This window comes from Microbacterium sp. dk485 (assembly GCF_004570445.1).
In the GTDB taxonomy this organism is placed as follows: Bacteria; Actinomycetota; Actinomycetes; order Actinomycetales; family Microbacteriaceae; genus Microbacterium; species Microbacterium wangchenii.
Genome location: NZ_SPQW01000001.1, coordinates 24,613 through 50,977, shown reverse-complemented (window position 1 = coordinate 50,977; position 26,365 = coordinate 24,613). Strand labels below are relative to the sequence as shown.

26 protein-coding genes and 1 pseudogene are annotated in these 26,365 nt (G+C 71.2%); 23 read left to right on the top strand and 4 right to left on the bottom strand.

The genetic code is table 11. From position 1 onward, the window contains the following. Positions 1–19: 19 nt before the first annotated feature. The 18 genes and pseudogenes from thyX (at position 20) to dapF (ending at position 17,703) form a co-directional block, all read left to right on the top strand. A complete protein-coding gene (thyX, locus tag E4V99_RS00260; RefSeq protein ID WP_240742834.1) occupies positions 20–763 on the top strand; it encodes an FAD-dependent thymidylate synthase in 744 nt (247 codons plus the stop codon). Positions 764–805: 42 nt separating this feature from the next. Then, positions 806–1,570 carry an SDR family oxidoreductase gene (locus tag E4V99_RS00255; RefSeq protein WP_135116024.1) on the top strand — a complete coding sequence of 255 codons (765 nt, stop codon included), beginning with the start codon at positions 806–808 and terminating at the stop codon, positions 1,568–1,570. Positions 1,571–1,635: 65 nt separating this feature from the next. Continuing rightward, positions 1,636–2,613, top strand: coding sequence for a 4-hydroxy-tetrahydrodipicolinate synthase (gene dapA, locus E4V99_RS00250; RefSeq protein WP_135064931.1), 978 nt, complete (start codon positions 1,636–1,638; stop codon positions 2,611–2,613). Positions 2,614–2,673: 60 nt separating this feature from the next. After that, a complete protein-coding gene (locus E4V99_RS00245) occupies positions 2,674–4,350 on the top strand; it encodes a ribonuclease J (protein WP_135064934.1) in 1,677 nt (558 codons plus the stop codon). Between the two features lies 1 nt (position 4,351). Continuing rightward, positions 4,352–4,843, top strand: a complete 492-nt coding sequence (locus E4V99_RS00240) for a GNAT family N-acetyltransferase (protein ID WP_135116023.1) — start codon at positions 4,352–4,354, stop codon at positions 4,841–4,843. A 64-nt stretch (positions 4,844–4,907) separates the two neighbouring features. Next, a complete protein-coding gene (locus E4V99_RS00235) occupies positions 4,908–7,592 on the top strand; it encodes a DNA translocase FtsK (protein ID WP_135116022.1) in 2,685 nt (894 codons plus the stop codon). Beyond that, entirely contained in the window at positions 7,592–8,179 is a 588-nt protein-coding gene (gene pgsA / locus E4V99_RS00230) for a CDP-diacylglycerol--glycerol-3-phosphate 3-phosphatidyltransferase (RefSeq protein ID WP_135064943.1), read from the top strand. The genes E4V99_RS00235 and pgsA overlap by 1 nt, the downstream gene beginning before the upstream one ends. Further along, complete coding sequence (locus E4V99_RS00225) at positions 8,179–8,700, top strand: CinA family protein (protein ID WP_135071004.1); 522 nt, start codon at positions 8,179–8,181, stop codon at positions 8,698–8,700. The genes pgsA and E4V99_RS00225 overlap by 1 nt, the downstream gene beginning before the upstream one ends. A gap of 156 nt (positions 8,701–8,856) precedes the next feature. Further along, a complete protein-coding gene (locus E4V99_RS00220) occupies positions 8,857–9,165 on the top strand; it encodes a helix-turn-helix transcriptional regulator (RefSeq protein WP_135064946.1) in 309 nt (102 codons plus the stop codon). A 22-nt stretch (positions 9,166–9,187) separates the two neighbouring features. After that, complete coding sequence (locus tag E4V99_RS00215; protein WP_135064949.1) at positions 9,188–9,412, top strand: DUF3046 domain-containing protein; 225 nt, start codon at positions 9,188–9,190, stop codon at positions 9,410–9,412. A gap of 262 nt (positions 9,413–9,674) precedes the next feature. After that, positions 9,675–10,721 carry a recombinase RecA gene (recA, locus tag E4V99_RS00210; protein ID WP_135064952.1) on the top strand — a complete coding sequence of 349 codons (1,047 nt, stop codon included), beginning with the start codon at positions 9,675–9,677 and terminating at the stop codon, positions 10,719–10,721. Between the two features lies 1 nt (position 10,722). After that, entirely contained in the window at positions 10,723–11,361 is a 639-nt protein-coding gene (locus tag E4V99_RS00205) for a regulatory protein RecX (RefSeq protein ID WP_135116021.1), read from the top strand. A gap of 42 nt (positions 11,362–11,403) precedes the next feature. Continuing rightward, positions 11,404–12,561 (top strand): alpha/beta hydrolase, encoded by a 1,158-nt coding sequence (locus E4V99_RS00200; RefSeq protein WP_167747745.1) that lies wholly within the window; start codon positions 11,404–11,406, stop codon positions 12,559–12,561. 26 nt (positions 12,562–12,587) lie between these two features. Beyond that, a pseudogene (locus E4V99_RS18570) lies at positions 12,588–13,103 on the top strand (ABC transporter ATP-binding protein); the annotation flags it as partial. A 412-nt stretch (positions 13,104–13,515) separates the two neighbouring features. Then, the gene (locus E4V99_RS00190; protein ID WP_245233091.1) at positions 13,516–14,331 is read left to right on the top strand and encodes an ABC transporter permease; all 816 of its coding nucleotides are present in this window, start codon (positions 13,516–13,518) and stop codon (positions 14,329–14,331) included. Between the two features lie 40 nt (positions 14,332–14,371). Continuing rightward, on the top strand, positions 14,372–15,922 hold the full coding sequence (miaB, locus tag E4V99_RS00185) for a tRNA (N6-isopentenyl adenosine(37)-C2)-methylthiotransferase MiaB (RefSeq protein WP_135116020.1): 1,551 nt from the start codon (positions 14,372–14,374) through the stop codon (positions 15,920–15,922). Further along, a complete protein-coding gene (miaA, locus tag E4V99_RS00180; protein WP_135064963.1) occupies positions 15,919–16,842 on the top strand; it encodes a tRNA (adenosine(37)-N6)-dimethylallyltransferase MiaA in 924 nt (307 codons plus the stop codon). The genes miaB and miaA overlap by 4 nt, the downstream gene beginning before the upstream one ends. 9 nt (positions 16,843–16,851) lie before the next feature. Further along, positions 16,852–17,703, top strand: coding sequence for a diaminopimelate epimerase (gene dapF / locus E4V99_RS00175; protein ID WP_135064966.1), 852 nt, complete (start codon positions 16,852–16,854; stop codon positions 17,701–17,703). Here dapF and E4V99_RS00170 read toward each other — a convergent pair whose 3' ends face one another. Further along, positions 17,704–18,345, bottom strand: a complete 642-nt coding sequence (locus E4V99_RS00170; protein ID WP_135064969.1) for a methyltransferase — start codon at positions 18,343–18,345, stop codon at positions 17,704–17,706. A 104-nt stretch (positions 18,346–18,449) separates the two neighbouring features. Here E4V99_RS00170 and hflX point away from each other — a divergent pair, with 104 nt between their 5' ends. Continuing rightward, entirely contained in the window at positions 18,450–19,991 is a 1,542-nt protein-coding gene (gene hflX, locus E4V99_RS00165; protein WP_135064972.1) for a GTPase HflX, read from the top strand. Positions 19,992–20,078: 87 nt separating this feature from the next. Here hflX and E4V99_RS00160 read toward each other — a convergent pair whose 3' ends face one another. From E4V99_RS00160 to lexA, 3 genes are all read right to left on the bottom strand, one after another. Then, a complete protein-coding gene (locus E4V99_RS00160; protein WP_135064975.1) occupies positions 20,079–20,642 on the bottom strand; it encodes a hypothetical protein in 564 nt (187 codons plus the stop codon). Positions 20,643–20,701: 59 nt separating this feature from the next. Further along, on the bottom strand, positions 20,702–22,618 hold the full coding sequence (locus E4V99_RS00155; protein WP_135064978.1) for a prolyl oligopeptidase family serine peptidase: 1,917 nt from the start codon (positions 22,616–22,618) through the stop codon (positions 20,702–20,704). A 65-nt stretch (positions 22,619–22,683) separates the two neighbouring features. Further along, a complete protein-coding gene (lexA, locus tag E4V99_RS00150; RefSeq protein WP_135064981.1) occupies positions 22,684–23,364 on the bottom strand; it encodes a transcriptional repressor LexA in 681 nt (226 codons plus the stop codon). A 253-nt stretch (positions 23,365–23,617) separates the two neighbouring features. Between lexA and E4V99_RS00145 the strand changes: the two genes are divergently transcribed. Genes E4V99_RS00145 through hisH form a run of 4 tightly spaced genes read left to right on the top strand, consistent with a single transcriptional unit; the run spans position 23,618 to position 26,340 of the window. Beyond that, positions 23,618–23,968: a LysM peptidoglycan-binding domain-containing protein gene (locus E4V99_RS00145; protein WP_135064984.1), complete on the top strand. Its 351-nt coding sequence runs from the start codon at positions 23,618–23,620 to the stop codon at positions 23,966–23,968. 28 nt (positions 23,969–23,996) lie between these two features. Beyond that, on the top strand, positions 23,997–25,082 hold the full coding sequence (locus tag E4V99_RS00140) for a histidinol-phosphate transaminase (protein ID WP_135064987.1): 1,086 nt from the start codon (positions 23,997–23,999) through the stop codon (positions 25,080–25,082). Next, the gene (gene hisB / locus E4V99_RS00135; protein ID WP_135064990.1) at positions 25,079–25,693 is read left to right on the top strand and encodes an imidazoleglycerol-phosphate dehydratase HisB; all 615 of its coding nucleotides are present in this window, start codon (positions 25,079–25,081) and stop codon (positions 25,691–25,693) included. The genes E4V99_RS00140 and hisB overlap by 4 nt, the downstream gene beginning before the upstream one ends. Then, complete coding sequence (gene hisH, locus E4V99_RS00130; protein ID WP_135116019.1) at positions 25,690–26,340, top strand: imidazole glycerol phosphate synthase subunit HisH; 651 nt, start codon at positions 25,690–25,692, stop codon at positions 26,338–26,340. Before hisB ends, hisH begins: the two co-directional genes overlap by 4 nt. The last annotated feature ends 25 nt before the right edge of the window (positions 26,341–26,365 follow it).

The following is a 26,365-nucleotide window of genomic DNA, read 5'->3' as shown; positions in this document are numbered from 1 at the left end:
GCGGCAGTAGGGTTGCATCGTGAGCGACGCCGACATCCGCCCCGAGATCGAATTCCGAAGTGACGTCACCGTCGAGCTGGTGCGAGCCAGCGCGTCGGATGCCGATGTCCTCTTCGCCGCCCGCGTGTCCACGCAGGGGGAGCAGACCCTCGAGGAGGCGCAGTCGGGCAATGAGGCATCCGCGCGCGATCGCGGCCTCATCAACTACCTCATGCGCGACCGGCACGGCTCGCCGTTCGAGCACAACTCGATGACGTTCTACGTGCAGGCGCCGATCTTCGTGTTCCGCGAGTTCATGCGCCACCGCATCGCCTCGTACAACGAGGAATCAGGTCGCTACCGCGAGCTGCGCCCCGTCTTCTACGTCCCCGCGCCCGAGCGCAACCTCCTGCAGGTGGGCAAGCCCGGCGCGTACGAGTTCCTCCCCGGCACCGCCGAGCAGCACGCGATCGTCGACACCGCCACGCGCGATGCGGCCGAGTTCGCCTTCTCCGCGTACCAGCGGATGCTGGCAGCCGGCGTCGCACGCGAGGTGGCCCGCATCGTGCTGCCGCTGAACATCTACTCGTCGATGTACGTGACGATGAACGCCCGGTCGCTGATGAACTTCCTGTCGCTGCGCACGAAGGTGGAGGGCACGCACTTCCCCTCCTTCCCGCAGCGGGAGATCGAGATGTGCGCGGAGAAGATGGAAGCGCTGTGGACCGAGCTCATGCCGCTCACCCACGCCGCCTTCAACGCCAACGGCCGCGTCTCCCCGTAGCCGTCGTGGCATCGCGCCGCGCGCACACCTAGGCTGGCGGCCATGGCACGCACGGCACTGATCACCGGCGCGAGCTCGGGCCTGGGCGCCGAGTACGCCCGTCACCTGGCCCGGCGCGGCATGGACCTCGTGCTCGTCGCGCGCGACCGCGAGGCGCTCGCCATGCTCGCGGCGTCCCTGCGGGACCGGCACGAGGTGCGCGTGGAAGTGCTCGCCGCCGATCTGCTGCACCCGCGCCAGCGCGACCGCGTGGTGGCGCGGCTGTCGGATGCGGAGCATCCGATCGACATGCTCGTCAACAACGCCGGCTACGGCCTGCGGCTGGGCTTCGAGTCCAACGACGTCGAGGACGAGGTGCGCCACCTCGACATGCACGTGACGGTGCCGATGCGGCTGATCCGTGCGGTGCTGCCGGGGATGCTGCGACGCGAGAGCGGACGGATCGTCAACGTCGCCTCCGTCGCCGCGCTCGTGCCGCGCGGCACCTACGGGGCGGCCAAGGCGTGGCTGGTGAGCTTCAGCAGGTGGGCGAACGTGCACTACCGCGACCGCGGGATCAGCGTCACGGCGGTGTGCCCCGGTTTCGTCCACACGAACTTCCACGAGCGCCTGGGCCTGCCTCCCGGCGACGAGGGCGTCCCGGAGTGGATGTGGCTGAACGCCCCCGAGGTCGTCGCCCAGTCGCTGCGCGACGTCGCCCGCGGAAGGTCGGTCTCGATCCCGTCGGCGAGGTACAAGGCGCTCGTCGCGCTCTCCCGCGTCCTGCCCGATGCCGTCGTGGTCAAAGCCGCCGAGCGCGGCCGCTGACGCGCCGCCGCGACCGCTCAGGCCGGGCGCAGCGGCGGAGGCGCGACGACCGATACCCTGAGAACATGACGCAATCGGGCAATCCCTTCGGGCAGGTGCTCGTCGCGCTCGTCACTCCGATGACGGCCGACGGCGAGGTCGACTGGCCCGCCGTGGAGAAGCACATCGACGACGTGATCGTCGCGGGGGCCGACGGCATCGTCGTGACCGGCACCACGGGCGAGACCAGCACGCTGACCGACCCGGAGAAGCTCCGCCTGGTCGAGGTGGGCAAGGACGTCGCCGCGGGGCGCGCGAAGATCATCACCGGCGGCGGCTCGAACGAGACCGCGCACGCCATCGAGCTGTACAAAGCCAGTGAGAAGGCCGGCGCCGACGGCATCATGATCGTCACGCCGTACTACAACAAGCCCACGCAGGCCGGCATCCTCACGCACTTCCGCCTCGTCGCCGACGCCACCGACCTGCCGGTGATCCTCTACGACATCCCCGGCCGCACGGGTGTGCCGATCAAGTACGAGACGATCCTGCGCATCGCGAAGCACCCGAACGTGCTCGCGATCAAGGACGCCAAGGGCGACTTCAGCGAGGTCAGCCGGGTGCTCAACCAGACCGACCTGATGTATTTCTCCGGCGACGACGCGAACGTCCTGCCGCACCTGTCGATCGGGGCCTCGGGGCTGATCGGCGTCACCGCGAACATCGCCGCCGCGCCGTACCGGACGATGGTGGATGCGGTCAACCGCGGCGACCTCGCGGCGGCCACCGCGGCGCATCAGGCGCTGGAACCGCTCGTCCGCGCCGTCATGACGCACGTGCCCGGCACGGTCGCCGCCAAGTACATCCTGCACGGGCTGGGCCGCATCACCAGCCCGCGCGTCCGCCTGCCGCTGGTGGGGCCGGAGGAGTGGGAGGCCGCGATCATCGAGGACGAGCTCGCACTCGTCCGCGACGTCGCCGGCGCCGACTTCTCCAACTTCCGCCCCGACCGCAACGCGGCCGCCGGCGGTGCCCTGCCCAAGGTGCACGGCACCACACGATGACACCGGGCCCGCTGCGTGCGGGCCGCAATGAGGATGCCGCGGCATCCGAGGAGGCTTGAAATGCCCACGAACGTCTACGATCCGCCTGCGCTGGCCCCGGGGACCCTGCGGGTCACCCCCCTGGGCGGGCTCGGCGAGGTCGGCCGCAACATGACCGTCTTCGAGTACGAGGGCAAGCTCCTCGTCGTCGACTGCGGAGTGCTGTTCCCCGAGGAGCACCAGCCCGGCGTCGACCTGATCCTGCCCGACTTCGAGCCCATCAAGCACCGCCTCGACGACATCGTCGGGGTCGTCCTCACGCACGGCCACGAAGACCACATCGGCGCCGTGCCGTACCTGCTCAAGCTCAAGCGCGACATCCCGATCCTCGGCTCCGGCCTGACCCTCGCCCTCACCGAGGCCAAGCTCAAAGAGCACAGGGTCAAGCCCTACACCCTCACCGTGGCCGAGGGGCAGCGCGAGAAGGTCGGGCCCTTCGACCTCGAGTTCGTCGCCGTGAACCACTCCATCCCCGACGCGCTGGCCGTCGCCATCCGCACGCCCGCGGGCATGGTCCTCGCCACGGGCGACTTCAAGATGGACCAGCTGCCGCTGGACGGGCGCATCACCGACCTGCGCGCCTTCGCGCGCCTGGGCGAAGAGGGGGTCGACCTGTTCCTGGTCGACTCCACCAACGCCGACGTGCCCGGCTTCACCCCCACCGAGCGCAGCATCGGCCCTGTCCTGGAGCAGGTCATCGGGCAGGCGCCCCGGCGCGTCATCGTCGCGAGCTTCGCCAGCCACGTGCACCGCGTGCAGCAGGTGCTGGATGCGGCGGCCGCGCATGGGCGGCGCGTGGCGCTGCTCGGCCGCAGCATGGTGCGCAACATGACCATCGCGGAGGAGCTCGGCTACCTCAACGTGCCCGACGGCGTCCTGATCGACTACAAGAAGGCCCGCGACCTCCCCGAGAACCAGATCGTCTACATGTCGACCGGATCGCAGGGCGAGCCCATGGCCGTGCTCTCGCGCATGGCGAACCTCGACCACGAGATCGAGCCCGGTCCCGGCGACACCGTGATCCTCGCCTCCAGTCTCATCCCGGGCAACGAGAACGCCGTCTACCGCGTCATCGACGGGCTCACCAAGCTCGGGGCGACCGTCGTGCACAAGGGCAACGCGAAGGTGCACGTCTCCGGTCACGCCGCGGCGGGCGAACTGCTGTACTGCTACAACATCCTCAAGCCCGCCAACGTGCTCCCCGTCCACGGCGAGTACCGGCACCTCATGGCCAACGCGCGCCTCGCGCAGGAGACCGGCATCCCCGCAGAGCGCACGATCCTCGGCGAGAACGGCACCGTCGTGGACCTGCGCGACGGGCGGGCCGAAGTGGTCGGCCAGCTGGATCTGGGCTTCGTCTACGTCGACGGCTCGTCGGTGGGAGAGATCACCGAGGCCGACCTGAAGGACCGCCGCATCCTGGGCGAGGAGGGGTTCATCTCCGTCATCGTCGTCATCGACGCCGCCACCGGCGCGATCATCACGGGGCCGGAGATCCATGCCCGCGGCTTCGCGGAGGATGCGGGGGTCTTCGAGAGCGTCAAGCCCAAGATCGCCGCCGCCCTCGCCGAGGCCGCCCGCTCGGGCACGCGCGACAGTCACGCGATGTCGCAGGTCGTGCGCCGCACGATCGGACGCTGGGTCAACCAGACGCTGCGTCGCCGCCCCATGATCGTGCCGCTGGTGATCGAGGCGTAACATGCCCGCCACGGCTGTCCGCGAGGCCCGTCAAGCAGACGGGGCATTCCTCGCGGACATGGTCGTGGAGGCGGCGAACTGGCGCCCGGGCGCGCACCGGCCACGCCACGAGCTGCTCGCTGGCGAGGACTACCTCCGCTACCTCGCCGGCTGGATGCGGCCGGTCGACGCCGGCGTCATCGCCGAGGCGCCCGGGGGTGAGCCGGTGGGCGCGGCGTGGTACCGCATGTTCCCGCGTACCGAACCCGGTTTCGGGTACGTCGGAACGGGGGTGCCCGAGCTCATGATCGGCGTGCGCCCCCTATGGCGGTCGCACGGGGTGGGCCGCATCCTGATCCACGCGCTGTGCGAGCAAGCCCGCGCGCAGGGATACGGCCGCATCAGCCTCAGCGTGGAGCGCGGCAACTTCGCCGCCACGCTGTACCGCTCGGAGGGGTTCGCCGTCACGCAGGCCGGGATCGGGCGCGACACGATGGTCAAGCGCCTCCCGTGAGCCGCCTCGCCTGAGTCCCGCGTCAATCCGGGCAAACGTCGGCTCCCGCGCCTACCGTGGGAGTATGCCCCGCAGTACTCCGACGACCGGCGCCCGCGCGTCCGCAAAAAGTGGCGCGCGCAAGCCGGCCCCCGCCCCCAAACGCTACGTCGGAGAGCCCGAGAAACCCCCGGTCATCGCTCGCGCCTGGCTGGGGCTGGCGCACGCCGTCGGCGGCATGTTCCGCGCTTTCGGTCCCGAGACCCTCGAGAAGGATCAGCGTCGCGACGGGTTCCCGCTCCTGCTCGTCCTCCTCGCCGCCGCCGGAGCGGTGGTGGAGTGGTTCCTCATCGGCACCGACATCGCGCCGGTGATCAGCGCCTACAGCGTCGGGGGACTGATCGGTCGCGAAGCGTTCGTCTTCCCCGTGCTACTGCTCCTGCTGGCCGGATGGCTGTTCCGTCATCCGTCCTCCGTGCACGACAACGGCCGGATCGGCATCGGCTTCGCCCTGTTCGTCGTGACCGTCGCCGGGTTCTGCCACGTCATCGGCGACCGCCCGCAGCCGAGCGCCGGCCTGCCGGCGCTGAGCACGGCGGGCGGTCTGTTCGGCTGGATGGTGGGGGAGCCGCTGGCTCTGCTTCTCACCCCGGTGGGTGCGTACATCGTGCTCGCACTCGTGGCGGTGCTCAGCATCCTGATCCTCACCAAGACCCCGCCCAACCGCATCGGTCAGCGCCTGGGCGACCTGTACGACTGGCTCTTCGGCGCCGACCCGGCCGAGCGTGCGGCCCGCGCCGAACAGCGCAGGGCGGAGGCCGCGGCCCCCGCAGCCGCTGCCGACGGCGACGACGACGAGCCGGCGCTGCCGTGGTGGCGGCGGAACAAGTCCGGGCGCGAGCAGGACGCCGACGGGTCGCTGGGCTCGCAGGACCTCACCCAGCTGCTGTCGCCGGGCACCGTGGAGGGCGGCTTCGAGCAGGTCTTCCCCGCGCCACCGCCCACCCCGCCGGCACCCCCCGTGCCCGCGCCCGACGCACTCACCGAAGTGTTCGATCCGGCCGCCCTCGCCGGCGCCGCAGCGGGTAAGACGGCGCTGCGCGATGACGCGCCCGATCCCGCCACGGAGGAGCTGCCGGGGATCTCCGGCCTCGGCGGCGACAGCCAGGGTCTTCCCCCCGCGGCCAACTACCGCCTGCCCTCCGTGGCGGCCCTCGCGGCCGGTACGCCGCACAAGGAGCGCTCGGCCGCCAACGACGCCGTCGTCGCGGCGATCGAGAGCGTGCTGTCGCAGTTCAACGTCGACGCGCGCGTGACGGGTTTCTCCCGCGGGCCGACAGTGACGCAGTACGAGATCTCGCTCGGACCGGGTGTCAAGGTCGAGCGCATCACCGCGCTGACGAACAACATCGCCTACGCCGTCGCCTCCAACGAGGTGCGCATCCTCGCCCCCATCCCCGGCAAGAGCGCGATCGGCGTCGAGATCCCCAACACCGACCGCGAGATCGTCACCCTCGGCGACGTGCTGCGGTCGCAGAACGCGGCCGCCTCGACGCATCCCATGACCATCGGCGTGGGCAAGGACGTCGGCGGCGGCTACGTCGTGGCCAACCTCGCCAAGATGCCCCACCTCCTGGTGGCCGGCTCGACCGGCTCGGGGAAGTCGAGCTTCGTCAACTCCATGATCACGAGCCTGCTGATGCGCGCGAAGCCGTCGGAGGTGCGCATGGTGCTCGTGGACCCCAAACGCGTCGAGCTGACCGCGTACGCCGGCGTGCCGCACCTGATCACGCCCATCATCACGAACCCGAAGAAGGCGGCCGAGGCGCTGCAGTGGGTCGTGAAGGAGATGGACATGCGGTACGACGACCTCGCGTCGTTCGGATTCCGCCACATCGACGACTTCAACAAGGCCGTCGTCGCCGGCGAGCTGCAGCTGCCGGCGGGCAGCGAGCGTGTGCTCAAGCCCTACCCGTACCTGCTCGTGGTCGTCGACGAGCTCGCCGACCTCATGATGGTCGCCCCGCGAGACGTCGAGGACTCGATCGTCCGCATCACGCAGCTGGCACGCGCCAGCGGCATCCACCTCGTCCTGGCCACCCAGAGGCCGTCGGTCGACGTCGTCACGGGCCTCATCAAGGCGAACGTCCCCTCGCGTCTGGCGTTCGCGGTGACGAGCGTGACCGACTCCCGCGTCATCCTCGACCAGCCGGGCGCCGAGCGCCTCATCGGTCAGGGTGACGGGCTGTTCCTGCCGATGGGCGCCTCGAAGTCGCTGCGCGTCCAGGGCGCGTGGGTCAGCGAGTCCGAGATCGAGAAGGTCGTCGCCCACGTCACTCAGCAGGCGCGCCCGGAGTACCGCTCCGACGTCGCCGCCACACAGGAGAAGAAGGAGATCGACGCCGACATCGGCGACGACCTCGAGCTCCTGCTGGCGGCGGCCGAACTGGTCGTCTCGACGCAGTTCGGCTCGACCTCCATGCTCCAGCGCAAGCTCCGAGTGGGGTTCGCCAAGGCCGGTCGCCTCATGGACCTCCTGGAGTCGCGCGAGATCGTCGGTCCGTCGGAGGGCTCGAAAGCCCGCGATGTCCTCGTCACGGCCGAGCAGCTCCCCTCGGTGCTGGCGAAGCTGCGCGGCGACGACGTCCCTGAGCCGGCCGGGTCCGACCCGTACGGGGGCGACCCGGTCGAGGCGCAGTTCGCGGGCAGGCCGGTGGTCGACGAGGACGACGACGGCGAAGACGCGTGGCAGCTGACGGGGCGCGACTGATGGCCGTCCCGCGGCAGCTGCCCAACGCGATCACGATCGTCCGCATCCTGTGCGCGCCGGTCTTCCTGTGGATGCTGCTGGCCGACGGCGGCGCCGACGGGCCGCTGCGGTGGTGGGCCGCGGTGCTGTTCATCGTCGCGATCGGCACCGACGGCATCGACGGCTACCTCGCCCGTCGCCACGACATCGTCACCGACCTCGGCAAGCTCCTCGACCCGATCGCCGACAAGGCGCTCACCGGCGTCGCCTTCGTGGGGCTGTCGATCCTCGGCGAGCTGCCGTGGTGGGTGACGATCGTCGTCCTGGTGCGGGAAGTGGGCATCACGGTGTATCGCTTCATCGTCGTCAGCGACCACGTGCTGGCGGCGGCGTGGATGGGCAAGCTCAAGACCGTCGCGCAGGCCGTCGCCCTCTCCCTCGCGCTCACGCCGCTGGCGACCCTGATCGACAACCCGGTGTGGGCGGGGGCGGTGTGGTGGGTGAACGTCGTGACGATGAGCATCGCCGTGCTCCTGACGATCGCCAGCGGCATCGACTACATCGTCACAGAGGTGCGCGCGGCCCGCTCCCGCAGGACCGCGTCGTGATGGAGCTCCCCGAAGAGCTCGAGGAGACCCTGGCGAGCAATCCTCGCGAGAGCGCGGCCACCCTCGTGGAACGCCTCGCGGAACTCGGCTGGTCGGTCGCGGTGGCCGAGTCGCTCACCGGCGGCCTCGTGGTCTCTTCGCTCGTGGCGGTGCCCGGGGCCTCGCGCGTCGTGCGCGGCGGTGTCGTCGCGTACGCGACCGACATCAAGCGCACGGTGCTGGGGGTGGATGCCGCCCTTCTCGAGGCGCACGGGGCGGTGCATCCGCGCGTCGCACGACAGATGGCCAAAGGCGTGCGGGAGGTCCTCGGCCAGGACGGCGCTGCGGCCGAAGTCGGCATCGCGACGACCGGAATCGCCGGCCCGGAATCTCCGGACGGGCAGCCCGTGGGAACGGTGCACATCGCGGTGTCGACCCCTCTGGGTACGCGCGTGGACTCGATCGTCCTCAGCGGTGATCGCGACGCGATCCGTGCCGAAGCCGCCCGGATCGCCGTGCGCCGCGCCCTGGTGGCGCTGTGAGCGGCGACGGCAGCAGGGGAATAAGACCTGTTTCGGGGCGGTTACATCCGGCGATTCCCAACCTTTCCCCAGCGCACGGGTTTAGATTGGCAGCACTGGATGTTGTACCGTTGTCCACCCGGCAACGGCGGAGTCAAGCGTGAGGAGGGGCAAGAAATGATCCTGGTACGTCAAGAGATCGGCGAAGTCCTGCGCGACCTCCGTCAGCAGAAGGGTCGCACCCTCCGGCAGGTGGCCAGCCGCGCGAGCGTGGCCTTGGGTTACTTGAGCGAGGTTGAGCGAGGCCAGAAAGAAGCCTCGAGCGAGATCCTGGCCGCCGTGGCGGAAGCGCTCGATGTGCCCATCTCGACCATCATGCGCGAGGTCGGCGACCGGCTGTCCGTGCTCGAGGGCCTGCAGGCCTTCCCCGACGTCGTCCCCGACGATCTGGTGGCCTCGGTCGAGCCCGAGCTGTCGCTGCACTGATCCTCCATCGAGAATCCCTTCCGTGCGCAGATCCGAGTTCGACCGCGCCGTCTCCGATGAGTTCGGCGCCCGGGGGTCGTCACTGGTGAGCGATCTCGTCCTCTCCGCGCTCGGCGGGCGGACGCCGCACGACGCGCTCGCGGACGGCGTGCCGCCGCGTGATGTGTGGCTCGCGCTGTGCGAGGAGACCGACGTGCCGCCGTCGCGGCGTTACGGCGCGGGTCGGCTCGAACCCAAGCGCCGCTGAGCCGGCGCCCGTGGCGCGTCTCGCCGCACGGGGAATCATCGGCGTGTCATCGAAGATGTGTTCGATTCGCGCGTAGGCTCCTGCACAGCAGGTGTCGCGAAAGCGTCCATCCCCGCCGGGAGAGGAATCCGCCGCAATGTCGGAGGCCCCTCCTAGCGTGGACGACGTCGAATGACACCCACGCCTTGTCGCAGCATCCCGTCCGCCGGAGGGGAGCGCGTCAGCCTACAGGCGACGGACCACGCACCAGAAGGAGCACCCCATGCCCTCACCCGCAGACCGCGAGAAGGCCCTCGAATCGGCCCTCGCCCAGATCGACCGGCAGTTCGGGAAGGGCTCGGTCATGCGACTGGGCAGCGACGAGCGTGCGCCCGTCGCGGTCATCCCGACCGGTTCCATCGCCCTCGACGTCGCCCTCGGCGTGGGCGGGCTCCCGCGTGGCCGCATCATCGAGATCTACGGCCCGGAGTCCTCCGGTAAGACGACGCTGACGCTGCACGCGATCGCCAACGTCCAGCGCGCCGGCGGCATCGCGGCGTTCATCGACGCCGAACACGCGCTCGATCCCGATTACGCCAAGAAGCTGGGCGTCGACATCGACTCCCTCCTGGTGTCCCAGCCCGACACGGGTGAGCAGGCCCTCGAGATCGCCGACATGCTGGTGCGCTCGGGAGCCATCGACCTGGTCGTCATCGACTCCGTCGCCGCTCTCGTGCCGCGGGCCGAGATCGAGGGTGAGATGGGCGACTCCCACGTCGGCCTGCAGGCACGCCTCATGTCGCAGGCGCTGCGCAAGCTCACCGGTGGGCTGAACACCACGAACACGACGATGATCTTCATCAACCAGCTGCGCGAGAAGATCGGTGTGTTCTTCGGCTCGCCCGAGACCACCGCCGGCGGTAAGGCGCTGAAGTTCTACGCGTCCGTGCGCCTGGACATCCGCCGCATCGAGACGCTCAAGGACGGCACCGACGCGGTCGGAAACCGTACGCGCGTCAAGGTCGTGAAGAACAAGATGGCCCCGCCGTTCAAGCAGGCCGAGTTCGACATCCTCTACGGCACGGGCATCTCGCGCGAGGGCAGCCTCATCGACTTCGGGGTCGAGCACGCGATCGTGAAGAAGTCCGGCGCGTGGTACACGTACGACGGCGAGCAGCTCGGGCAGGGCAAGGAGAACGCCCGCAACTTCCTGCTGAAGAACCCCGACATGGCCGCCGACATCGAGTCCAAGATCAAGGACAAGCTGGGGATCGGCGCGCCGCGCGGAGGCGCGGTCGAAGACGAGCTGGCCGCGCGCCGCCCGGCCTGACATGCCGGCGTTCGCCGGGGGCGAGGACGACCGCCTCGCCCCCGTGACCCCCCTGTTCGGTGCGCAGCCCGACGCGGCGGCGTGGCATCCGGCGTGGCGGAGCGACGCGCACGTGGAGTCCGCGACACCGGAGGATGCGGAGCCCGGCGCGGATCGCTTCGCCGATGCCGAGCGGGCACTCCTGCGCCGCCTCCGCACCCGGCAGCTGTCGGTCTCCGAGGCACGGACCTTCCTGCTCACCGGTGCCGCCCTGGAGCGCCCGGAGGCAGACGCTCTCCTCGAGGACTTCCTTCGCCGCGGCTATCTGGACGACACGGCGCTCGCGGAGCAGCTGATCCACGCCGCGACGCAGCGCAAGGGGCAGGGCCGGCGGGCGATCGCGCAGGCGCTGTCGGCGCGCGGGATCTCCCGCGAGGTCTCCGACGCCGCGTTCGAGGAGCTGCCGGATGACGACGCCGAGCGCGCGCTCGAGTTCGCCCGCACGAAGGCCCGCCAGCTCGGCCGCTACGACGACGACACCGCCCTGCGCCGGCTCATGGGCCAGCTCGCCCGCCGCGGCTACCCCGGGTCTGTCGCCGCCACGGCGGCGCGGGCTGCCCTGGCGGAGAATCGCTCCGGCGGCGGAGTGCGATTCCGCTGACGCGTTCGGCGGCGCCGCACCGTGGCCTCTATGCTCGGCGGTGTGGCCCGCTCGCACCGCTCGCACCGTCGGCGGTGGCCCATCGTCGTCGGCGTCGTGGGGGCGATCGTCGCTGCGGCGGTGGTGGTGGGCATTCCGTTGTGGAGTGCCCAGATCCTGCTCACTCCCCACCACAGCCTCACCACGGCGGCCGGCACGGTCGTGGCCGTCGGTGCGGACGAGATCACCCTCACCCACACGGATGCCGGAACGCGGGAGGGAACATACGGCCTCACGTGGTCGGACGAGCAGGGCCGAATCGCGGGGGAGGCGGTGGTCGGGCCCATGCTGTGGACCGACGGCGCCACCATCACCCGGAGCTTCGTGCCCACCGATGCCGTGCCCGCCGTCGGCACCAAGGTCGATCTGAACCCCAACATGTGGACCGGTGACCCGCGCACCGCGCTCGGGCTGGAGTACCGGGACGTGGACATCGAGGGCGAGCTCGGCGCGATGCCGGCATGGCTCGTGGAGGGCGACGGCGACACGTGGGTGCTGTTCGTGCACGGGATCGACGGTCTCCGCCAGAGCGGCCTGCGCCCGTTGGCCACACTCGCCGAAGCGCGGCTGCCCACCCTGTTGATCTCCTACCGCAACGACGCGGGCGCCCCGGCGAGCCCCAATGGCCTGATCAGCCTGGGCGAGCGCGAATGGCGCGACCTCGAGGCGGCCGCCGACTACGCCCTCGCGCACGGCGCGGAGAATCTCATCCTGTACGGGGACTCCATGGGCGGGAGCATCGTCACGCGGTTCCTGCACGAGTCCGCGCACGCCGACCAGGTGGTCGGCATGGTGCTCGATGCTCCCGTGCTGGACTGGTCCGCGGTGATCGACGGACAGGCGGAGCGCCTGCATCTCAGCGCCCTCGCACCGCTCGTGCGGCTGGTGGTGCAGTGGCGCGGCGACCTGTCGCTGACGCCGCTGGACGAGCTGGACCAGACGGCGGCGTTCGAGCGCCTGCCCGTGCTCCTGTTCCAAGGGCTCGCCGACCCCCTGGTGCCGCACGCCGACAGCGCCGCCTTCGCCGCGTCGCTGCCGAAGGCACGGTACGTGCCGGTGCCCGGCGCCGGCCACATCCAGAGCTGGAACGTCGATCCGGAGGGCTACTCGGCACATCTGTCCGAGTTCATCCGGCCGTTCGCCCCGGACCTCTCGCCGTAGGGCGGAGCCTGCGCGAGGATGAGGGCATGTCGATCCACGTCGCGGGGCTGACGAAGCGCTACCGGGACCGCCTCGCCGTGGACGGGATCTCCTTCGACGTCCCCGACGGTGCGGTGTTCGCGTTCGTCGGCACGAACGGGGCCGGCAAGTCCACGACCATCGGGTGCCTGACCACCGTCCTGCCCTTCAACGCCGGCGAGGTCCGCGTCCTCGGGTACGACGTCGCACGCGAGGGGAACCGGGTACGCGAGCGCATCGGCGTCGTCTTCCAGGACTCCGTGCTCGACCCGATGCTCACGGCGCGGGAGAATCTGCGCTTCCGCGCCCGTCTGTCGCACCTGGACCGCGCCCGCATCGCCGCGCGCATCGATGACGTCACGGCCCTCATCGGGCTCGAGGACGTGCTGGACCGTCCGTACGGGGCGCTCTCGGGCGGGCAGCGCCGCCGCGTGGATGTCGCCCGCGCGCTCCTGCACGAGCCGAGCGTCCTGTTCCTGGACGAGCCGACCGCGGGGCTGGATCCGGGCAGCCGTGCGCTCGTGTGGCGCACTCTGCATGCACTGCGCGCACGCGGAGACCTCACGATCTTCCTCACGACGCACTACCTCGAGGAGACCGAGGAGGCCGACCGCGTGTGCATCGTCGACGCCGGCCGCATCATCGCCGACGACACCCCCGCACGCCTGCGCGCACAGCACAGCCGCAGTATGCTCACGGTGCGCACCGACGACCCCGACGCGCTCGAGCGGGACGCGCGCGCGGGCGGCTCCGTGCCGGTGCGCGACGGCGAGCAGATCCTCATCCCGGTCGCCGACGCCGCCGTCGCCCGCCGTCTGCTCGCCGCGCACGGCGACCACGTCCGCGACTTCGAGTTCCGGCACGGCCGCATGGACGACGTGTTCCTGGCGCTCACCGGCCGCAGCGCGGAGGCCGTTCTTCCGCGACCGGCTGAACGTGTTCTTCTCGCTGCTGGGCGCGCTCATCCTGTTCCTCCTCTACACGCTGTTCCTCGGCAACCTGCAGACGCAGGATCTGGCGGACTCACTGCCGGGGGCCTCCGACGCCGACGTGCAGGCGTTCGTGGACAGCTGGATGTTCGCCGGCATCGTTCTGATCACCACCGTGACCACGGGGCTGGGCGGCACGGCCATCCTCACCGACGACGGCGCCTCCGGGCGGTTCCGGGACTTCCTGGTGTCTCCCGTGCGCCGCAGCCAGCTCGTGCTCGGCTACCTCCTTTCGGCCACCGCCGTGGCGCTGCTGCTGTCGCTGTTCGTGCTGGTCGTGTCGGTCGTGTACCTCGGCGTCGTGCGCGGGCTCTGGCTGCCGGTCTCCGCCGTCGCCGCGAGCGCCGGCATCGTGGTGCTCTCGTGCCTCGCCTTCACGGCCCTGTCCGCGCTCATCGTCAGCTTCGTCCGCACCAACGGGGCGTTCTCGGCGCTGGCGACGATCGTCGGCACCGTGCTCGGCTTCGTCGCTGCCGCCTACATCCCCATCGGCGTGTTCCCGGACGTGGTCGCCTCCGTCGTCGCCGCCCTCCCGTTCGCACAGGCGGGGATGCTGCTGCGCCGGGAATTCTCGGAAGGGTCGCTCGCGATCATCACGGGCGTATCCCCGGAGGCCGAGGAGGTGCTCCGCGCCCTGTACGGCCTGGACCTGAAGGTGGGGGACTGGGCGGTGCCGGTGTGGTTCGTCGCGGCGGTGCTCGTCGCGCTCACGCTGGCGTGCACGACGCTGTCCGCGGCACGCATCCGCCGCCGCATCCGCTAGGGCGGGGCCGGCGGCGGTCGAACGTAGAATGGCACGCATCATGACACCGCCCTCCAGCGCCCCCACGCTCATCGCGCCGTCCGCCGCGGCCAGCGACCTCGACGGCCGCCCCCGCACGTACGAGGTGCGCACCTTCGGCTGTCAGATGAACGTGCACGACTCCGAGCGGCTGTCCGGCTCCCTCGAGAGCGCGGGCTACGTGCGTGCCGCCGCCGGCGAGGAGGCCGACGTCGTCGTCATCAACACGTGCGCCGTGCGCGACAACGCCGCCGGCAAGCTGTACGGCACCCTCGGGCACCTGAAGTCGCGCAAGGACGTGCATCAGGGCATGCAGATCGCCGTGGGCGGGTGCATGGCGCAGATGGACAAGCAGGCGGTCCTGGACAAGGCGCCGTGGGTCGACGTGGTGTTCGGCACCCACAACATGGGCTCGCTCCCGAGCCTGCTCGAACGCGCCCGCCACAACGGCGAGGCGGAACTGGAGATCCTCGAGTCCCTCGAGGTGTTCCCCTCGACGCTGCCCACCAAGCGCGACTCCGCAGCCAGCGGGTGGGTCTCGATCTCCGTCGGCTGCAACAACACGTGCACCTTCTGCATCGTCCCGAGCCTGCGCGGCAAGGAGAAGGACCGCCGTCCCGGCGACATCCTCAGCGAGATCCGGATGCTGGTGGACGACGGGGCGATCGAGGTCACGCTGCTCGGGCAGAACGTGAACTCCTACGGCGTGGAGTTCGGCGACCGGCTCGCCTTCGGCAAGCTCCTGCGCGCGGCCGGGGAGATCGACGGGCTCGAGCGGATCCGGTTCACCAGCCCCCATCCGGCGGCCTTCACCGATGACGTCATCGCGGCGATGGCCGAGACGCCCGCCGTCATGCCGTCGCTGCACATGCCGCTGCAGTCCGGCAGCGACCGCGTCCTCGAGGCGATGCGCCGGTCCTACCGCAGTGAGCGGTTCCTGGGGATCCTCGATCGCGTCCGCGAACGCATGCCCCACGCCGCCATCACCACCGACATCATCGTCGGCTTCCCCGGCGAGACCGATGAGGACTTCGAAGACACCCTGCGGGTGGTGGCCGCCTCCCGGTTCTCCAGCGCCTTCACCTTCCAGTACTCCATCCGCGCCGGCACGCCGGCCGCGACGATGCCCGATCAGGTGCCCAAGCACGTCGTGCAGGAGCGCTACGAGCGGCTTCTCGCGCTGCAGGAGCGGATCTCGCTGGAGGAGAACCAGCGCCAGCTCGGCCGCGAAGTTCAGGTCCTCGTCTCCACGGGGGAGGGCAAGAAGGATGCCGCGACGCATCGCCTCACCGGCCGGGCGGAGGACAACCGGCTGGTCCACGTCGAGGTGCCCGCCGGCTCCGCCGTTCCGCGTCCCGGGGATGTCGTGACCGCCGTCGTCACCCACGCCGCGCCGTTCCACCTGCTCGCCGACAGCCCCGACGGAGCACCCCTGCGCGTGCGCCGCACGCGCGCCGGCGACGCGTGGGACCGCGCGCAGGCGGACTCCTGCGGCGTGCCGGCGGCACCGGCCGCAGCATCCGGTCCGCGCCCGGTCTCGCTCGGGCTCCCGGTCCTCCGCGTCGGAGAGTGAGCACGCCGCGCCTGTGGGCCGTCGTCGGCGCCACCGGCACCGGCAAGTCCGCCCTCTCGCTCGCCCTCGCCGAGGCCCTAATCGCGTCGGGGCGTGCCGCGGAGATCGTCAACGCCGATGCCATGCAGCTGTATCGCGGCATGGACATCGGCACGGCGAAGCTCCCCGTCACTGAGCGCCGGGGCATCCCGCACCACCTCCTGGACGTCCTCGACGTCACCGAGGAGGCCGCGGTGGCGTGGTACCAGGATGCGGCGCGCGCGGCGATCCGCGGGATCCACGAGCGGGGCGCCGATGCGATCCTCGTGGGGGGCTCGGGGCTGTACGTCTCTGCCGTGATCCACGACTTCCGCTTCCCCCCGCGCGACCCGCAGGTGCGCGCGCGACTGGAGGCGGAGCTGGCCGAGCACGGTGCCGGCGCCCTGTTCGCACGCCTGCGCGAGGCCGACCCCGCCACCGCAGCGCGCGTCGATCCGGCCAACGGCCGCCGGATCGTGCGGGCCCTGGAGGTGCTCGCGCAGGGGGAGGCCACCCACGGCGCCGCGCTTCCGGACAAGCCCACCCCATGGCATCCCGGCACGCACGTGATCGGCGCGCACATCGAACGCGCCGAGCTCGTGCCGATGCTGGATGCCCGCGTGGAGGGGATGTGGCGGGCGGGGCTCGTCGATGAGGCGGAAGCGCTGCGCGCGCGGGGGCTCGAGGAGGGCGTGACAGCTCGACGTGCGATCGGCTACGCGCAGGCGCTCGCCCAGCTGCGCGGCGAGGTCACCGCCGACGAGGCGATCGCACAGACGCAGGCACTGACCCGCCGCTACGCGCGACGTCAGGTGTCGTGGTTCCGCCGCTACGCCGACGTGACGTGGGTCGACGCGCGCACGGCCGACTCGGCCGCGCTGGCCCGCCGGCCCGCCCCATAGACTGGACGGATGCCGCTCACGCTCCCGTTCACCAAGGGCCACGGCACCGGGAACGACTTCGTCGTGATCGCCGATCCCGACGGCGACCTCGACCTGTCGGACGCGCAGATCGCGACGCTGTGCGACCGCCACTTCGGCATCGGGGCCGACGGGGTGCTGCGGGTGGTGCGCTCCACCGCGATCGAGGAGGGCGCGGACGCCGTGGGCGCGGAGTGGTTCATGGACTACCGCAACGCCGACGGCTCGAAGGCGGAGATGTGCGGCAACGGCACGCGGGTGTTCGCGAAGTATCTGGTCGACGCGGGTCTCGCCGACATCGACGGCGGGCTGCGGATCGGCACGCGCGCGGGCGTGAAGACCCTCACCCGTAGCGACGACGGCTTCGAGGTCGACCTCGGTGCGTTCGCCATCGAACCGGGGGAGACCCTCGTGCGGGCCCGAGGACTGGACGTCGCGCGCCCCGGCGTGGGCGTGGACGTGGGCAACCCGCACGTCGTGGTGGCGCTGTCCTCGCTCGCCGAACTCGAGGGCCTCGACCTCGCCTATCAGCCGCTGCTGGAACCCGCGCCCCGCCACGGCGCCAACGTGGAGTTCGTGGTGCCGGCCGACCCGCTCGTGCGCGACGGAGTGGGGAGCCTGCGGATGCGCGTCTTCGAGCGCGGAGTGGGGGAGACCCTCAGCTGCGGCACCGGGGTGGCCGCCGCGGCACTGGCCGCGCGGCATTGGGCGGGACCGGCGGCGCCGGACCGGTGGATCGTCGACGTGCCGGGCGGGCGCCTGGGCGTCCGTGTGCGCGAGGGCGACGTGCTGCTGTCGGGCCCGGCATCCCTCGTCTTCTCGGGCGAGGTCACGCTCGCCTGATCAGGGGAGCGCGATCGTGCCGGTCTCGGGGGTGCCGTGCTTGCGGACCTTGAGCACACGGTATCCGCGCCCCGTCGCCGCCCTGTGCACGCCGTAGCCGCGCGGGAACGTCGCGGCCAGCCACCGCTGGAGCGAATCCGAGCCGAGGTTCCGCTGCACCACGAGCCACGCGTCCGATCGTTCGTCCAGGCGCGGTATCCAGCGCTCGAGCATGCTGTGCAGCTCGTTCTTGCCCACGCGGATCGGCGGGTTGGAGCGGATGGTGCGGAACTTCACGTCGTCGGGAACATCCTCGGGACGCGCCGCGTTGATGTTGGGGAGTCCCAGTTCCTCGGCATTGCGCCGCACGAGGTCCAGGGCCCGTTCGTTGACGTCGACCGCCCACACCGTGGCGCGCGGCGATTCCAAGGCAAGTGTCAACGCGATCGGGCCCCAGCCGCAGCCGAGATCGAGGAAGTGGCCGCCGGAGGGCGGCGGGGGCGTGTGGGACAGCAGCACCGCGGTGCCGGCGTCGAGCCGGTCGGGGCTGAAGATTCCAGACGCCGTCGTCACTTCCCGATCCTGTCCCGCCAGCGGGACGCGGATGCGGCGCAACTGCGTGGGACTCGAAGGCGACGCGCTGAAGTAGTGGTCGCTCCCCATGCCGAGAGCGTAGCGGAAGAGTCTTGGCGCAGGGGGAGAGTTAGAGTGCAGGGATGCGCCGGGTGACACCGCCCGGGCGGCATGATTCCGCGGAAAAGGATGAGATGACGGACACCACCACACCCCGGAACGGGCAGGACTCGCTCGTCGACGGCACGCACGGGGCGGACACGGATCCCGTCGAGCGGGTTCTCGCACGCGCCGACGCGCGTTCGGGGGTCCGCGTGTTCGGAGCCGCTCAGGCTCTGCAGGACGAGACCACGGTCGCCTACGACGACACCGACGGCGATCAGTGGGACCGTGAGGAGCGCGCTGCGCTGCGTCGCGTGGTCGGGCTCTCCACGGAACTCGAAGACGTCACCGAGGTCGAGTACCGCCAGCTCCGGCTGGAGAACGTCGTGCTCGTCGGCGTGCACCCCCAGGGGTCGCAGGAGGATGCCGAGAACTCGCTGCGCGAGCTCGCCGCCCTCGCCGAGACGGCCGGCGCGGTCGTGATGGACGGCGTGCTGCAGCGGCGGCCGCATCCGGACCCCGCCACCTACGTCGGGCGCGGGAAGGCGCAGGAGCTGCGCGACATCGTCGCGGCGGTCGGCGCCGACACCGTCATCGCCGACACCGAGCTCGCCCCCAGCCAGCGGCGTGCCCTCGAAGACGTGGTGAAGGTCAAGGTCATCGACCGCACGACGGTGATCCTCGACATCTTCAGCCAGCACGCCAAGAGCCGTGAGGGCAAGGCGCAGGTCGAGCTGGCGCAGCTGGAGTACCTCCTGCCGCGTCTGCGCGGGTGGGGTGACTCGATGAGCCGCCAGGCCGGTGGCCAGGTCGGCGCCGGCGGTGCGGGCATGGGCTCGCGCGGACCCGGTGAGACGAAGATCGAGCTGGACCGCCGCCGCATCCGTACGCGCATGGCGCAGTTGCGCCGGCAGATCCGCGACTTCGCACCCGCGCGCGACGCCAAGCGCGCCGAGCGCAAGCGCAACGTCATCCCCGCCGTCGCGATCGCCGGCTACACCAACGCCGGCAAGTCGAGTCTGCTCAACCGCCTCACCCGCGCGGGAGTGCTGGTGGAGAACGCGCTGTTCGCGACGCTGGATGCCACGGTGCGCCGGTCGCAGACCTCAGACGGGCGCGTGTACACGCTGACCGACACGGTCGGGTTCGTCCGCAACCTGCCCCACCAGCTGGTCGAGGCGTTCCGCTCGACGCTGGAGGAGGTCGGCGACGCCGACGTCATCGTGCACGTCGTGGACGGGTCGCACCCCGATCCCGCGGCCCAGCTGGCGACGGTACGGGATGTCATGGGCGACGTGGGCGCGCGATCCACGCGTGAGATCGTCGTGTTCAACAAGGCCGACCTGCTCGAGCCGGACACGCGGATGGTGCTGCGCGGGCTGCAGCCGGACGCGCTGTTCGTCTCCTCGCGCACGGGCGAGGGCATCGAGGAGCTCCGCGCCGAGATCGAGGACGCCCTGCCGCTGCCGGCGGTGGAGGTGCGCGCCGTCGTCCCGTACGACCGCGGGGAGCTCATCTCCGCCGCGCACGAGTCCGGCCTGATCCTGGCGCAGGAGCACCGCGCCGAGGGCACGTTCCTGCACGCGCACGTCGGGGAGCGCCTCGCCGCCGAGCTCGCCCCCTTCGCGTCCTGACCCTGTCCCACGCGACGAGAGTGCATCGCCTCGGCGAGAGTGCACCGAATATGGTGCCGGTTCGCCGGGACGATGCACTCTCGGAGGTCAGAAGGGCAGTGGTGCGTGGTCGGTGGGGACGAGGAGGATCCCGACCACCAGGCCCTGGTCATCCACCGCGACGCGTCCGCTGATCTCGCCCGCCTCGCACACGAGCGTCGTCGCGCCCACGACGGTGCCCACGACGGCATCATCGTCGGTGAGCACTTCTCCGCCGCCGGGCACCTCCACGCGTGTGTTCTGGAACCCCTGGAGGGCCCCGACCTCGCCGAGCACGGTCCGCCACGTCTCCGCGATGGTCTCGGCGGGGAGCTCCCGCGCCGTGACCGGATGCATCGCCTGGGACAGGCCCGCGTGATCGCCCGTGGCGATGAGGGTGAACACGTGCTCGGTGAGGGTGCGGACATCCGCCACTCCTCGCCGCACCAGCGGCTCCCCGCCCACCGGATCCACCGGCTTGCCGAATCTCTTGAATGCTGCCTGCCTGGTCATTCCCAATTCCTTCCCGATGTCCGCCCATGTCCGGCCCGCCGCCCGCGCCGCATCCACGGCGGCTTCCAGGCGCTCGCGGGCGACACGGACCGCGTCCTGTGCTTCCCGGATCTCGTCCATGCGCGTCAGTCAACCAGAAGTTGACAGCAGCGTCAACCAAACGTTGACGCGAGCGGGTGTCAGGACAGGAGGAGCGGCGGGACGCCGGGGGTGTCGAACCCGAAGACCTGGCCGAGGAAGGCCAGCTCGCTCTCGAGCGCGTGCACGATCGTCTCGGCACGGCGGAAGCCGTGCCCCTCGCCCTCGTACAGCACGTACGCGTGCGGGATGCCCCGAGCCACGAGCGCGTCGCGGATGGCCTCCGCCTGAGCCGGTGGGACCACCGCATCCTCCGCGCCCTGCAGGATCAGCAGCGGCACGGTGAACCCCTCCGGATGGCTGAGCGGCGACCGCTCGCGGTACACATCCTCGGCCTCGGGGAGCGGCCCGATGAGCCCGTCGAGGTACCGTGCTTCGAAGTCGTGCGAATCCTCGGCGAGGGCGCGGGCGTCGCCGACGGCGTAGCGGGCGACGCCGGCCGAGAAGACATCCGTTCCGACGAGCGCGGCCAGGACCGTCCAGCCGCCGGCCGAGCCGCCGTCGATCGCGAGGCGCGCGCCGTCGGCGTCACCGCGCGCGACGAGCGCGCCGGCGGCAGCGGCGACGTCCTCGACGTCGACGATGCCCCATTGGCCGCGCAGGCGCTCGCGGTAGGCCCGGCCGTAGCCGGTGGAGCCGCCGTAGTTCACGTCGAGGACCCCGATGCCCCGGCTGGTGAAGTACGCCGTCTTCGCCGACGCGGCCGGACCCACGTGAGCGGTCGGGCCGCCGTGCACGAGCACGAGGTAGGGCGGGCGTTCGCCCGGCGTCCCCGTGTGCTCGGGGTTCGTCGGCGGGTAGGCGAAGGCGTGCACGGGGCCGCGCGGGCCGTCGGCCGTCACGGCCTGCGGCCGCGGCATCCACTCCTCCGGCAGGACAGCGGCCCCGCCGGTGATGAGCGCGGCGGGCGCATCCGTGTCGAGGTCGACCAGCCACAGCCCGCCCTGGGACGTCGTTCCGGAGCCGGACACGAGCACGCGCCGGCCGCGGGCGTCCTCGATGAGGGCGCCGGAGGTCACCGGAACCGGGAGGATCCGTGTGCGATCTCCGACAACGGCGACGATCTCGTCGGCACCGTTCGTGCGCACCGCGACGAACCCGCCGTCCACCGGCGCGAACCACCGCGACCCCAGCACCCACAGGCCGCCGCCGGTGTCGGCATCGGCGGGGGCGAGCGGATGCGGCGTACCGCCCAGGTGCGTGCGCCACACGTTCCAGCGTCCCGTGCGGTCGTCGAGGAAGGTGAGTTCGTCGTCCCCCGTCCACTCCGGCTGGAGGGGAGCGGAGCCCTCGCCGCCGGCGACGACGGTCCACGTGCGCACGGCGTCGTCCTCGAGCGTCCCCGTCCGAAGCTCGGCGCGGTCCCACGGCATGTCCGGATGGTTCCACGCGATCCACGCCAGCTGCGTCCCGTCGGGCGACAGGGTCGGCTGCGCGACGAAGTCGCTGCCCGCGACGAGACTGCGCACCGCTGCGTCATCGGCGGCGGCGGAGCCGTCGAGGGGGATCGTCACGATGTCGCGCAGCGGCGTGCGCGCGTCGCCGTCGCTCTCGCGCACCGCCAGCAGGATGCCGGCCTGGATGCGCAGCCCGCCGTAGCGCACGCCGTCGCGCGGTGGCGTGAGCGGCCGGGGCGCTGCGCCGGGGCGCAGCGACCACACGCGGCCGTCGCTCTTCTCGACGTACGTCAGTTCACCGGCGTCAGTGACCGCCCACGCGCCGCCGCCGTACTCGTGCACGCGCGAGCGCGCGTTGCCGGGGGCGGGCAGGACGTCCGAGACGGTGCCGTCGGTCCGGCGTCGTCGGACGGTCGTCCGGCCGCCCTCCTCCGGCACGGTCTGCCCCCACCAGATCTCGTCGCCCACGAGACGCGCCCCGTCGATGCGGGGCGATGCCGTCGCGACGGCGTCGGCGGACAGCGGGGACGGCCAGGATCCGAAGGGCAGGGGAGTCGGCATCCCGTCAGCCTAGGCGCCGCCCACGGTCCTCGGGATGCGTGTGCGGGCGCGCTCGCGCACGGCGATCAGACGGCGCGCAGCACCGCCACGACGCGACCGAGGACGACGGCGTCGTCGCCGAGGATCGGCTCGAAGGCGGAGTTGCGGGGGAGCAACCACGTGTGACCGTCGCGACGGCGGAAGGTCTTCACGGTCGCCTCGCCGTCGAGCATGGCCGCGACGATCTCGCCGTTCTCCGCCGTGGCCTGCGAACGCACGACGACCCAGTCGCCGTCGCAGATCGCCGCATCGATCATGGAATCGCCGGAGACCTTCAGCATGAACAGGTCGCCCTTGCCGACGAGCTGGCGGGGGAGGGGGAAGATCTCCTCCACGTGCTGATCGGCGGTGATGGGGACTCCCGCCGCGATGCGTCCGACGAGCGGCACGAGAGCCGCGTCGCCGAGGGCCGGCGCGGTGTCGGCGGGATTCTCGGCGGCGGTGCCGGGGAGGTCGATCAGCACTTCCATCGCGCGCGTCTTGCCCGGGTCGCGGCGGAGGTAGCCGCTGAGTTCGAGCTGGTTGAGCTGGTGGGTGACGCTGGAGAGCGACTTCAAGCCGACGGCGTCGCCGATCTCCCGCATGCTCGGCGGGTAGCCGTGCCGTGCGATCGAACGCTGGATCACCTCGAGGATCGCCAGCTGCTTGTCACTGAGGCTCTTCCGCCGGCGTGTCTGCGGCTTGTCGCGAGCGGTCGCGTCGGTCATTCTCGTGCTCCCTCCCGTGCCCGCCTTGGCACCGGTCTTCGAATGTCGGAGGTCCGTGATGGTCTTCCGTTGTCGAAACCGTATCCGGTATCGGGCTGCGGATCACGCTGCACCACGCGTGTCGCGTTCGATCCGTGTCCGACATCGGAACGATTGACATCCCCACAGTATCGAAGATAGATTCGGAATACAGGTTCGCATCCGGCCCTCCCGGCCGAGGGTCGGGTGCGAACCTTCCGCCAGAGGAGGAGCCATGGCCACCATCGCGAGCGTCGCCCCCACCACCCGTCTGCGTCTGACGGCCCGCGGCCGTCGGCTGCTGGCCGGCCTGGCCGCGCTGCCCGCCGCCATCGCCATCGCCCTCGCCGTGCTCGGCGGTGGCGCAGCTCTCGCCTCGGCCGAGGGCGGCGCGCCGGCCGGCACCTTCACCGAGATCACGGTCATGTCGGGGGAGTCGCTGTGGTCGATCGCACAGGATCTCGCCCCCCACGCCGACCCGCGGGACGTCGTCGAGGACATCGCGCGTCTGAACGTGCTGGAATCCTCGACGGTCTCGGCCGGTCAGCGCCTGGCCATCCCGGTGGAGTACGCGCCGCAGTCATAGCCGGCCGCCTCGCCGTAGCATGGGAGGAATGACGACCCGGTTGGACGATCTCCCGCTCCGCGACGATCTGCGCGGCCTCGTGCCGTACGGCGCACCGCAGGCGCCGCTGCCCATCGCCCTGAACGTCAACGAGAACACCCACCCGGTGCCCCAGGAGGTCGCCGACGACATCCTGGACTCGGTGGCCCGGGCGCTGCGGGACATCAACCGGTACCCCGACCGCGAGTTCACCGCGCTGCGGGAGGCTTTCGCCGGCTACCTCGGGCACGGTCTCACGGCCGAGCAGATCTGGGCGGGCAACGGCTCCAACGAAGTGCTGCAGCACCTTCTGCAGGCCTTCGCCGGTCCCGGGCGGACGGCCTTCAGCTTCGCGCCGACCTACTCCATGTACCCGCTCCTCACCCGCGGCACCGGAGCGCAGTGGATCGCCGGCGAGCGCGCCCACGACTTCACCGTCTCGCCCGAGTCGGCGGCGACGCAGGTGGCGCAGGTGCGGCCGGATGTGGTCTTCCTGTGCGCGCCGAACAACCCGACCGGAACGCCCATGGGGCTCGATGTCATCGAGGCCGTCTACGACGCCACCGACGGGATCGTCATCGTCGATGAGGCGTACCAGGAGTTCGCTCCGCGCGACGAGCGCTCGGCACTGACCCTCCTCCCGGGGCGTGAGCGCCTCGTGGTGTCGCGCACCATGAGCAAGGCGTTCGCGTTCGCCGGCGCGCGCGTGGGTTACCTCGCTGCCGACCCCGCCCTCGTCGACGCGCTGCGTCTGGTCCGCCTGCCCTACCACCTCAGCGGACTGACCCAGGCGGCCGCGCTCGCGGCGCTGGCCCACGCGCCGGTCATGCTCGGAATGGTGGACGAGATCGTCGCGCAGCGCGACCGCATGTCGGCGACCCTCGCCGCCCTGGGGTACACCCCCTACGACTCCGGGACGAACTTCGTCCTGTTCGGCGGCGTGGACGACCCGGCCCGGACCTGGCGGGAACTGTACGACCGCGGCATCCTCGTCCGCGACGTCGGCATCCCACACCACCTGCGTGTCACCGCCGGCACCGAGGAGGAGACCACCGCGTTCCTGGACGCCCTGGCCTCGGTAGGATCGAAGGTATGACCGCATCAGGCGCGCCGCGCACAGCGACTCTGCGACGCGCGACGAGTGAGTCCACCGTCGAGCTGGAAGTGAACCTCGACGGCACCGGCGTGAGCGAGATCTCCACGAGCGTGCCGTTCTACGACCACCTGCTCACGGCGTTCGCGAAGCACTCCCTGACCGACCTCACCGTGCGGGCCACCGGCGACACGCACATCGACGCGCACCACACCGTGGAGGACGTCGCGATCGTGCTGGGCGACGCCATCCGTCAGGCCCTGGGCGACAAGGCCGGCATCACGCGGTTCGGCGACGCGCTCGTGCCGCTGGACGAGGCGCTCGTGCAGGCCGTCGTGGACATCAGCGGCCGTCCCTACCTCGTGCACACCGGCGAGCCGGCCGGGTTCGAGTACCACCTCATCGGCGGCCACTTCACCGGCTCCCTCGTGCGGCACACGTTCGAGGCGCTCGCCTTCCACGCCGGCCTCACGGTGCACGTGCGCGTGCTCGAGGGCCGCGACGCCCACCACATCGCCGAAGCGGAGTACAAGGCGTTCGCGCGCGCGTTCCGTCAGGCCAAGTCGCTGGACCCGCTCGTGGAAGGCATCCCCAGCACGAAGGGTGCGCTGTGACCGACCGGCCGGTCGTCGCTGTCCTGGATTACGGCTCGGGCAACGTCCACTCCGCGGTGAAGGCGCTGGCCGCCGCGGGCGCCGACGCGCGACTGACCAGCGACCGTGGCCTCATCCGCGATGCCGACGGCCTCGTCGTGCCCGGTGTCGGTGCGTTCCGCGCCGTCATGGAGGCGTTGCGGGAGAGCCGCGGCGACGAGGTCATCGATCGCCGCCTCGCCGGTGGCCGGCCCGTCCTGGGCATCTGCGTCGGCATGCAGGTGCTGTTCGGGCGCGGAGTGGAGCGCGGTATCGACACGGAGGGGCTCGGGGAGTGGCCCGGTGCCGTGACCGAGCTCGACGCGCCGGTGCTGCCGCACATGGGCTGGAACACCGTCGAGGCCGGCGAGGGATCACGCCTATTCGCCGGCATCGAGTCCGAGCGGTTCTACTTCGTGCACTCGTTCGCCGCGCAGCAGTGGCAGCTGGAGGTCATGCCGCCCTTCCCCGCGCCCACTCTGACGTGGTGCTCCTACGGCACGCCCTTCCTTGCCGCGGTGGAGAACGGTCCGCTCTCGGCGACCCAGTTCCACCCGGAGAAGTCCGGCGAGGCCGGCATCAAGCTGTTGTCCAATTGGATCGGCGGCCTGCGCAGGGATAGCCTCTGAGCTTGTGCCCCGCGCGGGTGCCCGC

What these genes read in the sequence shown, in the direction of transcription:
- recA (WP_135064952.1), top strand. Translation starts at nt 9,675, where the DNA reads ATGCCCTCACCCGCAGACCGCGAGAAGGCCCTCGAATCGGCCCTCGCC.
- pgsA (WP_135064943.1), top strand. Translation starts at nt 7,592, where the DNA reads ATGGCCGTCCCGCGGCAGCTGCCCAACGCGATCACGATCGTCCGCATC.
- hflX (WP_135064972.1), top strand. Translation starts at nt 18,450, where the DNA reads ATGACGGACACCACCACACCCCGGAACGGGCAGGACTCGCTCGTCGAC.
- E4V99_RS00155 (WP_135064978.1), bottom strand. Translation starts at nt 22,618, where the DNA reads ATGCCGACTCCCCTGCCCTTCGGATCCTGGCCGTCCCCGCTGTCCGCC.
- E4V99_RS00235 (WP_135116022.1), top strand. Translation starts at nt 4,908, where the DNA reads ATGCCCCGCAGTACTCCGACGACCGGCGCCCGCGCGTCCGCAAAAAGT.
- E4V99_RS00140 (WP_135064987.1), top strand. Translation starts at nt 23,997, where the DNA reads ATGACGACCCGGTTGGACGATCTCCCGCTCCGCGACGATCTGCGCGGC.
- dapF (WP_135064966.1), top strand. Translation starts at nt 16,852, where the DNA reads ATGCCGCTCACGCTCCCGTTCACCAAGGGCCACGGCACCGGGAACGAC.
- E4V99_RS00205 (WP_135116021.1), top strand. Translation starts at nt 10,723, where the DNA reads ATGCCGGCGTTCGCCGGGGGCGAGGACGACCGCCTCGCCCCCGTGACC.
- E4V99_RS00145 (WP_135064984.1), top strand. Translation starts at nt 23,618, where the DNA reads ATGGCCACCATCGCGAGCGTCGCCCCCACCACCCGTCTGCGTCTGACG.
- E4V99_RS00225 (WP_135071004.1), top strand. Translation starts at nt 8,179, where the DNA reads ATGGAGCTCCCCGAAGAGCTCGAGGAGACCCTGGCGAGCAATCCTCGC.
- E4V99_RS00220 (WP_135064946.1), top strand. Translation starts at nt 8,857, where the DNA reads ATGATCCTGGTACGTCAAGAGATCGGCGAAGTCCTGCGCGACCTCCGT.
- E4V99_RS00170 (WP_135064969.1), bottom strand. Translation starts at nt 18,345, where the DNA reads ATGGGGAGCGACCACTACTTCAGCGCGTCGCCTTCGAGTCCCACGCAG.
- lexA (WP_135064981.1), bottom strand. Translation starts at nt 23,364, where the DNA reads ATGACCGACGCGACCGCTCGCGACAAGCCGCAGACACGCCGGCGGAAG.
- E4V99_RS00255 (WP_135116024.1), top strand. Translation starts at nt 806, where the DNA reads ATGGCACGCACGGCACTGATCACCGGCGCGAGCTCGGGCCTGGGCGCC.
- hisB (WP_135064990.1), top strand. Translation starts at nt 25,079, where the DNA reads ATGACCGCATCAGGCGCGCCGCGCACAGCGACTCTGCGACGCGCGACG.
- dapA (WP_135064931.1), top strand. Translation starts at nt 1,636, where the DNA reads ATGACGCAATCGGGCAATCCCTTCGGGCAGGTGCTCGTCGCGCTCGTC.
- E4V99_RS00240 (WP_135116023.1), top strand. Translation starts at nt 4,352, where the DNA reads ATGCCCGCCACGGCTGTCCGCGAGGCCCGTCAAGCAGACGGGGCATTC.
- miaB (WP_135116020.1), top strand. Translation starts at nt 14,372, where the DNA reads ATGACACCGCCCTCCAGCGCCCCCACGCTCATCGCGCCGTCCGCCGCG.
- E4V99_RS00160 (WP_135064975.1), bottom strand. Translation starts at nt 20,642, where the DNA reads ATGGACGAGATCCGGGAAGCACAGGACGCGGTCCGTGTCGCCCGCGAG.
- E4V99_RS00245 (WP_135064934.1), top strand. Translation starts at nt 2,674, where the DNA reads ATGCCCACGAACGTCTACGATCCGCCTGCGCTGGCCCCGGGGACCCTG.